Genomic DNA, 14333 nt, shown 5'->3' with positions numbered 1-14333 from the left:
AATGAAAAAGCAGTTTATATCTTTAAGTAAAAAAAATCCAGAAGCTGCAAAAATGTGGGCTTTTGATTTGAATGACAAATCCCTATCTCCCGAAAAAATCGGAGCAGGTTCAGATAAAATAGTTTTTTTCCGTTGTCTAAAAAATCCAAATCATGTATTTAAAAAAAGAATCTCCAAAATGAGTAGCTATAGAGATGGTCATAATGTTGGATGTATCTATTGTGGCCCAAATGCAAAAAAAGCCTTTGCAGGAGAAACAGATTTACTAACAATTTTCCCTGAGGCAAAGAAATTGTGGGACTATGAAAAGAACAGAGGAATTGATCCTACAAGCCTATTGCCAAAATCGAAAAAAAAAGCCTATTTTAGATGTGAAAATGGGCACAGCTTATTAAGGATAATAGCCAATTTCAGCGCCTCTCCAAGTTGCACAGAATGCAAAAAAGAAAAATACAAGTTGATTTCTCGCACCCCCAACATATGTCACTTTTTTATTCCTTCAAAAAATCTAGATATTATTCTTAGTGAAGAATCTGTTTCTTCTGAAAAGAAAGCAATTTTTCAATGTCCAAAATGCCATTACGAATGGTCATGGCAATTCTCTACATGGCTAAAATATGCGTTGTGCCCTTGTTGTGGGTTTGATGGAGAAAACAAAAGCGAGAAAAAGAATCAAAAAATCGTTCAAAAATTTAATATAAAAACTTTGAAACAAATTGTTAAAAATATTGAGGACTTTTGGGATTATGAGAAGAATCAAGGTTTAACTCCTTCATCAGTATCACATGGATCAAATAAATCTGTTTGGTTGAAATGTGACAAAGGGCATTCCTTCTCTCGAAAAGTTTATAGTATTTCTGATAATAGTCGGAAGATTGTCGTTTGTCCATATTGTACAAATAGTTTCTCGAAAATTACACCTGGAGTAAATGATTTATTCACTGTTTGTAAACCTGCAAAGGAAATGTGGGATCATGAAAGAAATCAAGAAATTAAAGATCCAACGAAACTGTCGTATTCTTCACGAGAAAAAGCGTGGTTCAATTGCAAGAATAATCATTCTTTTAGAAAAAGTATAATTACTTTTTTTAAAACACCGGAATGTCCTACTTGCAAATTTGAAAAAAAATCTAGTATTCAATCATTGAAACCAGATTTAATAAAATTTTGGGATTATGAGAAAATGAACTACTTACCAAATGAAGTCAGTGTACATTCAAAGGAAAGAGGATTTTGGAGATGCAGTGACTGTGGATATGAGTGGACTCAAAGTTTTTGTAATAGAAGAGAGGCAAAAAAAAGTTTTTGCCCAAACTGTTATTCAGATGGATCATGTTCGAATAATTTTCGCAGTAGTAATCCAGCCGCATCGAATTTTTGGCTAGATGATAAAAATCAAGGGATTACACCTGATAATGTCACTCGAAAATCAGGAAAAAAAGTATTCTTAAGATGTCCAAATGATGAGTCCCATATATTTGAGAAAACTATTTATAGTATTCCAGAACAATCGCCGTTTGGCTGTCCATTTTGTTCAAAAGTAAAAACAGTGGTTGGTCAAACAGACTTTTTTTCCTGTTGTTCAAAAGGAAAAAGAATGTGGGATTGGGAAAAAAATTTTGATTTAGATCCATATTCTCTTTTTCGAAATTCAACAAATCTCGCGTGGTTCAAATGTGAAAATGGACATAGTTTCTCAAAAAAAATAGTAAACTTTAGTAGGTGTCCTAAATGTCCAATATGCATCACTGAAAACCAAAAAGTTGTATCTGATTATCCACTTTTGCTAAAACAGTGGAATTTTACAAAAAATGCTGAAATTAATATTAATTCAACTTCGCCTAACTCAAAAAAATTAGTATGGTGGTTTTGTAAAAAGTGTGAATATGAATGGCAATCCGAAATAAAATCAAGGAAACTATCTAAAGGTGAGTGTCCTTGTTGTGAAACCAGAATTAAAGTTGTTGCAGGAAAGACTAACTTGTTTTCAATTGTACCTGAACTTGAGAAATACTATGATTATTCAAAGAATAAAGACTTATTGATCGAAGATTTGTCCATTTCCATGAACGATAGAATAGAATGGAAATGTCCAGAATGTGACTATGAGTGGAAATCAAATCCTTCTTCAAGGTATGTGAAAATCTGTGAAAAATATGAGGTAAAAAAATGCCCTAAGTGTGTAAGAATAAATAGAAATGAATTCTATATAAAAGAATATCCGGATTTAATTTCAAGATTTCTATATGAAAAAAATGAGATAAGTGTTTTTACTGCTGATAAGATACAGCTTAACAAAGAATACTGGTGGAAATGTGTTAACGGATGTAAGCGGGAGTTTCGTAGCACAATTCCTTCTATGGTAAGGTCCCAAAACTCAGTTTATAAGGGATGTCCATATTGTTCAGGGAAAACAGTTAGTATTGATAATAACTTTGCGGTACTACATCCTGATCTTATGGATGAGTTTTCACCGGATAACCTAATGGATCCATATAATATTGCTGAGTTCAGTTCAAAAAAAGCAAAATGGATATGTCGTAATAATAGCGAACATGTTTGGTTCGCGCCATTCCAGAGACGGGCAATCGGGGAAGGGAATTGTAATTTATGCAGAAACTATCACTACGGTAAGATGTTTTATAAGGAGCACCCTGAATTAAAAAAGTATTTTGACACTGATAAAAATGAAAGAGATTTTAGTTCTTATACGAATAAATCAAACGATATTGTTTGGTGGAAATGTGATGAAGGGCACTCTTTCAAACGTCAATTATATAATTTTAAAGATGATGAAACTTTTAAGTGTCCCATTTGTGAAAATAGCATTGTAGTTTCTGGCATAAACTCTCTATGTGATACAAAACCTGAATTGTCTAAAGAATGGAGTAAAAACAATACGAGACCGGCGGAAGAATATAGTGATACCTCTGTATATTCTGTTCTGTGGGAATGTCCTGATTGCAAAGGAGAGTACTCACAAGTAATAAGAAACCGTGATTTTGGGGATGATAGTTGTCCATATTGTTCTAACAAGAAAGGTCTATTAGGGTTAAATACCATTGTGGATATGAAACCCAAGTTAATTTCGGAATGGAGTACCAATAATGAACAATCAATCGAAAAATATAGTTATAAATCATTATTTGCTGCTCTTTGGATTTGTTCGGATTGCAAAGGCGAATTTTCTGCTCCTATTAAAGATCGTGATTTCGGTGATAAAAAATGTCCATATTGTTCAAATAGAGCTGCTCTGAATGGCTATAATACTTTGAATGATGTAAAACCGGAGCTAGTTCCAGAATGGAGTGCTAATAATACGCGAGAGATATTTGAGTTTTCATTTATGTCAAACTATCGAGCATGGTGGACCTGCGAAAATTGTTCAGGAGATTTTCAATACGAAATAAGAAGACGTTATTTTGGTGATGATGCATGTCCATATTGTTCAAATAGAATTCCTTTAGAGGGTTTTAATACTATTCAAGCAGTTAAGCCAGAATTGGTAAATGAATATAGTGATAGTAACGAAAGAGATATTTCTGAATTCACTTTTCAATCTGTATATTGGGTATTATGGACATGTCAACGTTGCGAAAACGACTATCCAGCGTCAATAAAGAAGCGTGAATATAATGACAATAGTTGTCCTTACTGTAATAATAGAAAACCACTTAAAGGATTAAACACTGTGGCAGATTTGAAACCAGGGTTATTATCCGAATGGAGCATAAATAATGAAGGTACTGCAACTGACTATCTCTATAACTCATCCTACTTTGTTCTATGGGAGTGTTCAGAATGTCATGGAGAATATTCGCACTCAATTCGCGATCAGGAGTGTGGCGATGATAGTTGTCCTTACTGTAATAATAGAAAGCTACTTAAGGGATTAAACACTGTGGCAGATTTGAAACCAGAGTTATTATCCGAGTGGAGCATAAATAATGAAGGTGCTGCAACTGACTATTTATATAGTTCAACACAAGCAGCTTTATGGGTTTGTTCAAAATGTAGTGGAGAATATTCGCACTCAATTCGCGATCGAGAGTGTGACGATGATAGTTGTCCTTACTGTGCTAATAGAAAAGCATTAATTGGTTTTAATACTTTTGAAGTCGTTTATCCTGAACTATTACCATTTTGGGATTATATTAATAACTATCTTTTGACAGATCCAAGTATAATTTTACCGAAATATGATGAAAACGTATGGTGGATTTGCGAACATAATAAAGATCATAAATACCTAATGTCGCCCAAACGGAGAATTAATTTTCAAAAAAGGAAAAAGGAGCCTTGTACATTCTGTAAAGGTTTACGCAGAAAAAAAAGGCATTTTATTTAGGTTTTAATTTATAGTTTGCAATGAGAAATGAGTAATTACCAAATCATCAGGTATCAGTATAAGAATATTTTTTAGCAAAACAAATAGATAAGAACACTGATCTTACAAAAAAATAGTAAGGATCGGTGTTCTTTTTTTTAAAGTTTTGTGGCAATGAGAAAATAAAGTTCATTTACAATAGAAAATTAGATTTTAGAAAATTTACTTTTCATGAGAATAAAGTTCATTTTTCGATCTTTTTGTAAAAAAATTTTTTTAACTTATTACTTAAATTTTTTTAACTTTATTGTTTCAAGTCCACAAATCATTCATAGCATCGCGTTTTTTCTTCCCAGCGATATGAGTATAAACCGTCGTAGCAGACGTCCCCGATTGTCCCAGCTGCTCAGCGACTTGTACCAAGGAATTGGTTTTACTGTAGAGCTGTGTGGCGACAGAGTGACGCAGCTTATGAGGTGAGATTTTGATTTTGAAGGCTTCGGAATATTTTCCCACCATTGCTTCGACTGCACCGCCGGCGATGCGTTTGGCTTTGCCGCGATAACGAGTTAAAAAGAGGGCGGATTCGTTTTCATCTGGTTGATACAGCTGTTGTCTTTGGTTAAGATAATTCGTTAGATATTCGATCGCAATCGAAGAGATGACCACCATATCCCATTTTCCGCCTTTTCGATAGACGCGAGCTTCTCCGGCATTCAAATCAAGATCCTGAACATTCATATTGACCAGTTCAGCCAGCCGCATGCCGGTTCCTAGAAAAAGTCCAATAATGGCGAGATCACGGACTTGGTTTTTCTTAAAGGCTGTAATTGCCTGGCGACTTTCCAACGTTTCGATGTAGCGATGTTCGACAAAATCGAGAAAGTCTAGGGCTTCATCATCTAAGAAAAGCTTCTTCTCAATCGCGGCACCGCGCTCGGCCATGGTCTTATTATCCTTGACATTTGCGACTTTTCCCATCATATTATGTTCAAGATAAGGCTTGCCAGTTTTACGATCGATCGCCTCATTCAAATAGCTGAAGAGGGAGCGCAGGGCGGTTACGCCACGTTGAACGGTGACATTTTGCCGCAAGGGAAGGGCTTGTTCGCTTTCTTCTAAACGTTTCTTAGTCGATTCTTTTAAAATCTTCGGCGCTTTGACCAAGTGGGCTTTGTAGAACTCCAAATCCTCCGGCCATAATGCCGCAAACTCCTCCAGTGTAATTTCTGAGAGTTTCTCGGCCGAAGAAAAGCCTTCTTGGATCAGCCAATTCAAAAAGCGTCGATATTCTTTGGCGTATTCATATAAGGTGATGGAAGAGTATTGATCACCGCTTTTTTTACGAAAATAATTTTGGACGAACCAGGGGAAATATTGGATTTCTTCCTCCATCCGTCGATTGGCTTCTTGTTGATTCATCGCTGCCAACTCCTTTGTAACTAAAAGTATAAGACAGCGCGCAAGTAGTGTCAAACAACAGTTATTTTATAACGTCCAACTGTCATTGAAACAAAATGTTATTATCTTAGACGGTTATTTAATAAATAGAAAATAGTTGTTCATTTTTCGGAAGAAAGTCCATGTTAGAAGGTTTATACTATTGGTAACAAAGGGGGAATCCGAGATGATTACTTCAAAGAAAAAACAAGCAGAGTATTATCACGCTTTAAAAGAGAGAGACCGCAGCTACGATGGCATCTTTTTTGCAGGAATAAAAACGACGGGGATCTTTTGTCATCCAACCTGTCGAGCACGCAAACCGAAAATGGAGAACTGCGAGTTTTATCCAACAGCAGAAGAAGCGCTGCTGGCAGGCTACCGGCCCTGCAAAATTTGTCAGCCCTTGTCATTTCCGCAGGCAATTCCGGAAGAAGTTCAGCTTTTGGTGAATGCAGTGGAAGAGCAGCCGGAAAAACGCTGGAAGGAGGCGGATTTTTCAGCGCTTGGACTGAACTCCGTCACAGCTCGCAGAAAATTCAAAGAGGTCTATAACATGACTTTTGTCCAATATGCTCGGGCCCGCCGGATGGGTTTGGCTTTTAAGGAAATCAGTCAAGGCAGCAAGGTAATCGATCAGCAGCTGGAGTCTGGATATGAATCAGCCAGCGGATTCAATGATGCCTTTACGAAAATTATGGGAAATCCCGCGAAAAAAGTCGCTGCACGTACGTTAAACGCCTCATTTATTTCCACCCCCATCGGTCGAATGCTGTGCCTAACCGATGACGACGCGCTCTATTTATTGGAATTTGAAGATCGGCGTGGACTAGAGCGTGAGATCGAAGCGCTGCGTGACAAATACAACTTTCGGATCATTTATGGTCAAACCGCCATCAATCAGCGTGTGGAGCAACAATTGAACGAATATTTCAAAGGCGAACGCACAGAGTTTGAGTTGCCGCTGTTTCTTGACGGGTCCCCTTTTCAAAAAGAGGTCTGGAATAGTTTGATGACGATTCCAAGTGGCGAAACGGTCAGCTATCAGGAAATTGCGGAGCGTTTAGGAGATAAACGAAAAGTTCGTGCAGTGGGAAGAGCAAACGGCTCGAATAAGATCGCCATCGTCATTCCCTGTCATCGAGTGATCGGACACAACGGAAATCTGACCGGCTATGCGGGCGGATTAGAACGCAAGCAGTATTTGTTGGCATTAGAAATGAAGTATCGCTAAAAAAGAGCCCTGATCGGTTCTTTTTTTAGTTCAAGCGGAAAATTATCGCGGCGAATGCTAGAAAAAGCACAAACAGCACTGCCAGCAAACAATAGATTTTCCGTTTGAGTTGAAGAAATTTCTCCACTTCAGCCGGCTTCATTAAGCTAGTGGTTTTTCGACGAGCAAAAAGATAAAGCAGCAGGCCGCCACCGTTTTGTCCGCCGGTAGCGATCAATGACCAAAATTTTGGATTTTTGATGCCGCGGCTTTTGGCATCTAGCATGATCAACGAAAAGATATAATAAAATAGGCAGCAGGCCCCTACCAAAAGTAAAACCATTAAAAGAATCATGAGCGCTGTTTGGTTCATAATTTGTCCCTCCTAAATTTTTTTTATAATCAGATAAAAAAGCGACAAGCTGTTGGCACCAACCAGAGCGAAAATCAGCCAAAGAAATACTTCATTCATTAATGGATTTGCTAAGAGAAGCAGCATCAGTAGTCCATTCACTAAAAGTAGAACAATAAAAATCTTCAAGAAGTGGTTGACCACGGTATTCTCCTGTAAATGCTTGACCATTTCTCGATCTCCCTTCAATAATTCATCGAGGGAAAGATTGTAAAGCTCTGATAAACGAATAATTCGCTCGATATCAGGGTAGCTTCGACCATTTTCCCAATTCGACATTGTTTGGCGGGTAATTCCTAACTCAGCTGCCACATAATCCTGTGTGAATCCCAATTCTTTTCTACGTATTTTTAACCGTTGTCCGACATCCATTTTTCATCCCTCAATCACCATTTATCTTATCTCTAGCATAAAACAAAAAGCGAATCCTCGCGAGAAAAATCAGGTAAAAAAGCTTTTACGTTCGATAGTTAAGGGATTTCTCTTAAAGATATAGAACTATAAATATCGCAAATGAAATTATATCAAAATCTTTTTATCAAAAACTGTTGACAATTAGCCAGTGAAGCTCTATATTTTAGATAGATACCAATGGTATGTAAGGAGTGAAGCCATGGCGAGAGGAAAAAATCCAGAAGAAACAAGGCGCAAGATTCTAGCTGTTTCGAAACAATTATTTCTTGAAAAGGGTTATGATAATACGTCGATCCAAGATATTGTCAATGGTTTAGATGGCATGACGAAGGGTGCGATTTACCAGCATTTCAAATCAAAGTTTGAGATTTTTGAAACGATTATCGAACCTGCGGAAACACCCGAAGAAAGTTTGCGAAAGCATCCAGGAAATAACGGATTAGAAAAATTGCAAAGCGCAATTCTAGATGCGTTTACTGATTATTCTCGGATGAAGTTAAATTATTCAGCGGCAGTTACCCTGCGCAGTCCGCGTTTTATCGGAGAGCAAATAATCAGCATGTTTAACGAAGTAATTCCCGAAATCAAAAAAATCGTTGAAGAGGGGATCGCGGATGGCTCGATTGAAACAGAGTTTCCTGAAGAGGTCGCGGATGTGTTGATGATGAACCTAAATACGTGGATCGGGTTGCACTTGACTGTTTTTACTGAGGAACAGCTGAAGCGAAAGGTACTATTTACTAAGAAGCTATTCGATGGTGTCGGTATTCCGATCTTCAATGAGGAGATCATGACAGAAGCGAATAAGATGTTTGCCTATTTAAAAAAAGATAGCGAAGAATAAGCTATTTTTTTTTAAAGTTATAGATACCAACGGTAGGTATGTTAATCGATATTAGTTGTTTTTGAGCTTGTCGCACAAGAGTGAAGAAAGAAGGATGGTTATTATGAAAAGAAATAAAAATTTTAATTTGTTAATCGGGAGTCAATTATTCTCCGTTTTAGGAACAACGATTGTTCAATTTGTGATTTCATTGTATGTGCTGGATATTACAAAATCCGCGTTGACCTTTAGCGTGATTGCGTCGTTATCGATCGTAGGGCGATTGATTTGTCTGCCTTTCTGCGGCGTGCTGGCTGATCGCTTGCCGAAAAGAAATTTGATGTTACTGATGGATTGTCTGTACCTTGTTTTATCGATTGGCCTGTTTCTAGTCACACGTTTGGAAAATCCAGTAACGGCGATCGGAATCTTGACAGTGATCATTGGAATGGTCTCGGCTTTTGAAACACCCGTGGTTCAATCAGCGATTCCCATAATTTGTAAGGAAGAGGAGATTCCACGAGCAAACGGGATCATCAGCTCCATCGGTACATTAGGAACGGTTTTAGGCCCGATCCTTGCGGGAATCATTTATCGATTTGACGCCGTTTATCAAATTTTTATGATCACAGCAGCCTTATTTTTAATTGCGATTTTCTGCGAAGTATTGTTAAACATTCCGGTTCAAGCACAAGCTGCAATGAATGGGACGCTTTTCCAGGTGGTTGTCGGTGATTTGAAGGAAGTAGCGAACTATCTGAAGGCGCAAAAAGTCATTGTCAAAGTTGCAGCAGTAGCATTTTTGTTAAACTTTTTTCTCGCTTCCTTTATTCAGGTGATCATTCCGTATGTTTCCCGTATTCAATTAGGTGCGACCGACGCACAATTCGGGTTAATGAATACGATTCTAGCAATCGGCAGTCTTTTGGGAACAGTCGTTTACGGTGTGATCGCGAATCGCTTGAATGAAACCAGTATTACCAAAAATTTGATTCTCGTGGCGATTTTATTTAGTTTATTAGTCATCCCGTTTGGCCTGATTCAGAATTCAACGTTGGCATTTTGGCTGATGACAGTCATCGTGGCCTCAGCAATGGGTGTAGTTACAGTCGTTTCGGTTCAATTGATTGTTTATATCCAGTTAGTTTCTGACAAAGCTTTGCTTGGTCGGATCATGTCATTAGTGATGATCGTGACCACCCTGGCGATTCCTTTAGGCCAGGTGATGTATGGCAGCTTTGCGGCAGCAGCGTCGACAAAAATGCTGCTAGTACTAATCATTGCCACTTCTATTGTGACCATTTTGATTGCTATTTTCTCGATCAGAATTTTTAAGCAGATGCGTGTAAGCAATGAAGTATAGTTTCAAAACATATATTTTATAAAAAGTCCAACCCATTTATTTTATATTTCATAATATTTTTCTTTAGGCCGATAACCGCTGTTATTGGCTTTTCTTGTTATACTAAAAACAAACGTATGAACTTTTAAGGAGGGATTGTAGTGAGTTTCTTTAGCTATAAAGGAAAAAAAATCTTCTACGAAACAATCGGAGAAGGAAAACCACTCGTCTTTTTGCATGGAAATACCTCGTCATCCAAGTTATTTAAACCCATGTTGCCCCTTTATAAAGATTTCCAAGTAATCTTGATCGATTTTTTAGGCTATGGTCAATCTGATCGGCTGGATAAATTTCCTACCGAGCTTTGGAAAGATGAAGCTCGCCAAACGATCGCCTTGTTAGAGCACTTAAATATTAGCGACGCAAATCTAGTGGGAACTAGCGGTGGCGCTTGGGTAGCCATCAATGCAGCATTTTTAAGACCAGATCTGATCGCTACCGTTACTGCTGACAGCTTTCACGGGCGTACGCTTCCTGATGATTTTGATGAAGAATTACTAGCAGAACGCTCTTCAACGATGGCGGACCCTGAAGCATCACAGTTCTACCATTGGTGTATTGGGGAGGATTGGAAGGACGTGGTTGAGCGGGATACAGATTCCATGTGGCGTTTGATCATCTCCAGAAGAGAGCTGTTCTTCGATTCCTTGCAAATTCTGCAGGCGCCGCTGCTGCTAACAGCCGCTAAAAAAGACAAAGCTATTCGTCCAAATATTGAACAAGAATATCAAGCCATTGTTGGCGAAGTCGTCCACGGTCAGTTCAAATTGTTCGACAAGCCCGGTCATCCTGCGATCGAAAGCTGCTGCGAAGAAGTAGCAGAAACCATTAATCAATTCATTTATGAATATAGCTAAAAAGTATCAAAAAAGCGGTCAACTTGCTGGAATAGGACTAGGTTGATCGCTTTTTGATAGTTTAGAAAGGTGGAGAGGAAAAAGGGAGCTTTCAAAAAATGTTACGTTTGATCAAATCAGCGAAAGCACGGCTTTATCAACTCCCAGAATTCATGGTAAAGGATTGACCGCCAAAGCCCAGTTTTATTGGCGGTATCGAATTGGAAACTATCGTCTGATTTCAGATATCAATGAAGAAACGGTGACTATTTTGATTTTAAAAGTGGGTCATAGCGACGATGTTTACCAATTTTAAAAGGAAAAACTTTAATTTCGCATCGACTGTAACCCACAAAAAAATAAACAAAACGAGTTCAATCTGTTTTTCGATTGAACTCGTTTTGTTTTTATGTCCAAAGATCATCAATCACTGATCGTTTCTCTTTTTTGACGATATGAGTATAGATTTCTGTGGCAGACGTACCGCGTTGGCCTAGTATCTCACTGACGGTTTTCAAATTTTTTGTCTTGCGAAAGGCCATCGTGCCGACACTGTGCCGCAGCTTATGGGGAGTGGTGCGTTTGCCAAAGGCTGTGGAGTATTTGTCGATCATCTTTTCGATTGAGCCGCCTTCCATTCGTTTGGCAACATTTTTATGTTTGGTTAAAAAAAGGGCTGGTACTGAGTCATCGGCATTATAGAGTGTCTTTCGTTGATCAACATATTCTTGAATGTAGTCAATAAAAATCGGGGAGATCATCGCATGATCCAGCGTGTCACCTTTGCGTTGAACCTGAACATACAGACCTTCGTAGTTGAGATCACTGACATTTGTGTTGACTAATTCAGATAGACGAATGCCCGATCCTAGGAATAAGGCGAGAATTGCGGTATCTCTAATACGATTTTTTTCATAAGCTGTTTTGGCTTGACGCGAGGTCAGTTGATTGCCGTAACCAGCATAGACAAATTCCACAAAATCGATCGCGTCCGAGTCCAAGTAGAGCATTTTTTCGATTTTATCTTTGCGTACCGCATCAGAAGCGTCCACACCGCCATTTTCTATATTGACCATAATATTTCGTCTTAACATCGGGCGAATCACATAATCACCCAGCTGCTCGTCAAATTCTTCGATTTCCTCATTCGATAGGTATTTGAAAAGGGAACGAAGAGCAGTGATGCTGCGTTGAACAGTCACTTTAAGGCGATGTGTATTTCTTTCACTCAAAGGAGATTGAGAGATGTCATTCTCAGCTTTTCCTTCAAAGGTTCGTTTCGGTGATTGATTTAAAAAGGACTTATATAAAACGATTTTATCTTTATTCAGTCTTTCAAAATCTTCTAATTGAATCTCTGAAATATCATCCACCTGAATAATTTGTTCAGAAGAAAGCCAGGAGAGGAATCTTCGATATTCTTTAGAGTATTCGTACAAGGTATTCGTTGAACGGGGGATTGCTTCCAAATACAATAAATATTTTTGAATGAAATCCGGTAATTTTTCGAATTCTTTTTCGTAGCGTTCCTGTAGTAATTCACGACTCATTTTATTTTTCAGTCCTTTCTTTTTTTGATAGGAGAGGGGAACTCTCTAACTATATGATAATAGGTATATACCAATTTGTCAACTATTAAATAACATAAATATCACTAAAATAGAAAGGGGAGAACGAATGATGAAATAGTTGAATTACTGAAAAATGGTTCTTTCTATAAAACATAACGATTGTTATAACTGTGTTTAAATAACGATATATTATAATAAGTTGAAAGAGAAGTACATACTAAAAAAGAAAAAATTAAACCGAAATCATTATTCATTCATGCAATTTAATTTATTGGTTATTGGGATGTTATTATCGTTAAAAGCTCGACAATCATTGATCTATCAGCAAACTTTGCATGCAATAGCACTTCAGGAAAAATAGAGATATATTTCTGTCTGAACCATAAATTTGCTGCAAATTGAATTGCTTGAATAAATTAATTGAGTCGCTGAAAACATGGCTTTTTACCATTTCTAACAGTTTAAAAATCATGCTTTCGGGAAAATAGATATTGTTACGAAAACATGATTTCTTGTCCTGCAGCATCTTCAGCAATCGATTAGTTATTAATAACTGAGATGCGTAACATACTAATTGTGTCTTAGACTATTCATTATCGTTTAAAAAGGATTCTGAGGATCAATTGCGGACCATTATCAACCTTTTTATCTCAAAATTGCTCACATTCGACATCTGACGATCATGATCATTTTGCAGACACCAGATCATACAACTCATTTAATCAGCTCGTTTTTGATCATTCACTTGAGTCTTACTTGTAATTCATCGACAATGACATCCAAATAAAATCTTCCTTCAACTTATCAGCATTTACTTCAAATAGAAATCTGAAAAACGATTTTGATAATACATTAAAAAAAATCAGCTAAGTTTGGTTTAACCAGATATCCGGTTTATTGAGCTCTATTTTATTACTTCTTTTATGGTTTGAGAAAAACTAACATTATTCTCAAACCATAAAAAACCTATTCTCTCTCATTCATAAAAAACTATTCATAGTCGGAACTTTCAGTACCATAGTCATAGTTAGTATAAAAAATAAACTGGCTAGTACACCATGAGCCAGTTTATCATTTTTATCAGAATATACCATCAAGAATAAAGTATCTTTCACCATAACGAATTATTGTTCGACATTTTTATTTTTTACGAAGAAATAAAAGAACGTTACAACGTCAAAATGATTCCTACTACAAAATTGTATTTATATTTTCGTAACTATTTTTCTTTTTGTCCCTTTTACTAAGATCGCTTGCTTATTATTTATACAGCAAAGAAGCAAATTATTGGCAAAGTTCTCTTTGATATCTTTAGTAATAGTTTTGAATGGTGGTTCATTATAATGAGGCAAAGAATAAAATTCTACAATACCTAGTCCATTATAAGAGTTTAAGTCGAGCCCTTTATCCGGTGTATCCATTTTTTCGATATAGTGAATAGAATTCGACAAGATAATGGCACCGGCAGATTCTCCAATATAAAGCTTGCCATTTTCTATTTCTTCTTTAATAATCGCATCTGCTCCGGATTTTTTTAGTTCTTGCATTAAGTAGAAACTATTTCCCCCTGTAACATAAATAAAATCATTTTCCTTTATCTTTTGCTCAATAATGATTTGAGGCTCAACAGAAACGTCTACTACATCTACAATTGCCCCCATTTTCTCTAAGGCTTTTCTTCCAGCTGTCACATAAGATTTGATTTTTTCAACATTACTTGCTGTGGGAATAAAAGTAACTCTTTTTCCATATACATCTTTTTCTAGTAGTAATAATTCATCTGAAACCTCACTAAATGACGATGACAAAAACAATTTTTTCATAGATAGACTCCTTTACAACATGATAAACTCATTATATATTCTAATGGTGTCACTTTATGATACCTATGGAGG

At 37.0% G+C, this 14333-nt stretch carries 11 protein-coding genes; 6 read left to right on the top strand and 5 right to left on the bottom strand.

Features of this window, described 5'->3' with window-relative positions:
* Nucleotide 1 precedes the first annotated feature (1 nt).
* Nucleotides 2-4348, top strand: coding sequence for a zinc-ribbon domain-containing protein (locus OMU_RS02545; protein WP_016178394.1), 4347 nt, complete (start codon nucleotides 2-4; stop codon nucleotides 4346-4348).
* Nucleotides 4349-4639: 291 nt separating this feature from the next.
* Here OMU_RS02545 and xerS (OMU_RS02540) read toward each other — a convergent pair whose 3' ends face one another.
* Nucleotides 4640-5749, bottom strand: coding sequence for a tyrosine recombinase XerS (xerS, locus tag OMU_RS02540; RefSeq protein WP_016178393.1), 1110 nt, complete (start codon nucleotides 5747-5749; stop codon nucleotides 4640-4642).
* Nucleotides 5750-5954: 205 nt separating this feature from the next.
* Here xerS (OMU_RS02540) and OMU_RS02535 point away from each other — a divergent pair, with 205 nt between their 5' ends.
* The gene (locus OMU_RS02535; protein ID WP_016178392.1) at nucleotides 5955-7001 is read left to right on the top strand and encodes a bifunctional transcriptional activator/DNA repair enzyme AdaA; all 1047 of its coding nucleotides are present in this window, start codon (nucleotides 5955-5957) and stop codon (nucleotides 6999-7001) included.
* Nucleotides 7002-7026: 25 nt separating this feature from the next.
* Here OMU_RS02535 and OMU_RS02530 read toward each other — a convergent pair whose 3' ends face one another.
* Together OMU_RS02530 and OMU_RS02525 are read right to left on the bottom strand one after the other, a co-directional pair.
* Entirely contained in the window at nucleotides 7027-7353 is a 327-nt protein-coding gene (locus tag OMU_RS02530) for a hypothetical protein (protein ID WP_016178391.1), read from the bottom strand.
* 12 nt (nucleotides 7354-7365) lie between these two features.
* Nucleotides 7366-7764 carry a helix-turn-helix domain-containing protein gene (locus OMU_RS02525; protein WP_016178390.1) on the bottom strand — a complete coding sequence of 133 codons (399 nt, stop codon included), beginning with the start codon at nucleotides 7762-7764 and terminating at the stop codon, nucleotides 7366-7368.
* A 241-nt stretch (nucleotides 7765-8005) separates the two neighbouring features.
* Here OMU_RS02525 and OMU_RS02520 point away from each other — a divergent pair, with 241 nt between their 5' ends.
* The 4 genes from OMU_RS02520 to OMU_RS22765 all read left to right on the top strand — a co-directional run bounded on the left by OMU_RS02520 (nucleotide 8006) and on the right by OMU_RS22765 (nucleotide 11183).
* Entirely contained in the window at nucleotides 8006-8650 is a 645-nt protein-coding gene (locus OMU_RS02520; protein WP_016178389.1) for a TetR/AcrR family transcriptional regulator, read from the top strand.
* Between the two features lie 103 nt (nucleotides 8651-8753).
* A complete protein-coding gene (locus OMU_RS02515) occupies nucleotides 8754-9992 on the top strand; it encodes an MFS transporter (RefSeq protein ID WP_016178388.1) in 1239 nt (412 codons plus the stop codon).
* Nucleotides 9993-10132: 140 nt separating this feature from the next.
* Nucleotides 10133-10888 carry an alpha/beta fold hydrolase gene (locus OMU_RS02510; RefSeq protein WP_016178387.1) on the top strand — a complete coding sequence of 252 codons (756 nt, stop codon included), beginning with the start codon at nucleotides 10133-10135 and terminating at the stop codon, nucleotides 10886-10888.
* A gap of 115 nt (nucleotides 10889-11003) precedes the next feature.
* Nucleotides 11004-11183, top strand: coding sequence for a type II toxin-antitoxin system RelE family toxin (locus OMU_RS22765; RefSeq protein ID WP_081638465.1), 180 nt, complete (start codon nucleotides 11004-11006; stop codon nucleotides 11181-11183).
* A gap of 91 nt (nucleotides 11184-11274) precedes the next feature.
* Here the strand turns inward: OMU_RS22765 and xerS (OMU_RS02505) are convergent, their stop codons facing one another.
* Both xerS (OMU_RS02505) and OMU_RS02500 read right to left on the bottom strand, forming a co-directional pair.
* Nucleotides 11275-12417, bottom strand: coding sequence for a tyrosine recombinase XerS (xerS, locus tag OMU_RS02505; protein WP_016178386.1), 1143 nt, complete (start codon nucleotides 12415-12417; stop codon nucleotides 11275-11277).
* A gap of 1226 nt (nucleotides 12418-13643) precedes the next feature.
* Nucleotides 13644-14261 (bottom strand): Type 1 glutamine amidotransferase-like domain-containing protein, encoded by a 618-nt coding sequence (locus OMU_RS02500; RefSeq protein WP_016178385.1) that lies wholly within the window; start codon nucleotides 14259-14261, stop codon nucleotides 13644-13646.
* Nucleotides 14262-14333: the final 72 nt, after the last annotated feature.

Origin of the sequence: Enterococcus avium ATCC 14025 (genome assembly GCF_000406965.1) — a bacterium.
Lineage (GTDB): Bacteria > Bacillota > Bacilli > Lactobacillales > Enterococcaceae > Enterococcus_A > Enterococcus_A avium.
The sequence above is the reverse complement of the archived record's forward strand: the minus strand, read 5'-3'. Positions and strand labels throughout refer to the sequence as shown.

Excerpts from the sequence above, each read along its gene's own strand:
- OMU_RS02515 (WP_016178388.1), top strand. The coding sequence starts at position 8,754 with ATGAAAAGAAATAAAAATTTTAATTTGTTAATCGGGAGTCAATTATTC.
- OMU_RS02520 (WP_016178389.1), top strand. The coding sequence starts at position 8,006 with ATGGCGAGAGGAAAAAATCCAGAAGAAACAAGGCGCAAGATTCTAGCT.
- xerS (WP_016178393.1), bottom strand. The coding sequence starts at position 5,749 with ATGAATCAACAAGAAGCCAATCGACGGATGGAGGAAGAAATCCAATAT.
- OMU_RS02525 (WP_016178390.1), bottom strand. The coding sequence starts at position 7,764 with ATGGATGTCGGACAACGGTTAAAAATACGTAGAAAAGAATTGGGATTC.
- OMU_RS02535 (WP_016178392.1), top strand. The coding sequence starts at position 5,955 with ATGATTACTTCAAAGAAAAAACAAGCAGAGTATTATCACGCTTTAAAA.
- OMU_RS02545 (WP_016178394.1), top strand. The coding sequence starts at position 2 with ATGAAAAAGCAGTTTATATCTTTAAGTAAAAAAAATCCAGAAGCTGCA.
- xerS (WP_016178386.1), bottom strand. The coding sequence starts at position 12,417 with ATGAGTCGTGAATTACTACAGGAACGCTACGAAAAAGAATTCGAAAAA.
- OMU_RS02500 (WP_016178385.1), bottom strand. The coding sequence starts at position 14,261 with ATGAAAAAATTGTTTTTGTCATCGTCATTTAGTGAGGTTTCAGATGAA.
- OMU_RS02530 (WP_016178391.1), bottom strand. The coding sequence starts at position 7,353 with ATGAACCAAACAGCGCTCATGATTCTTTTAATGGTTTTACTTTTGGTA.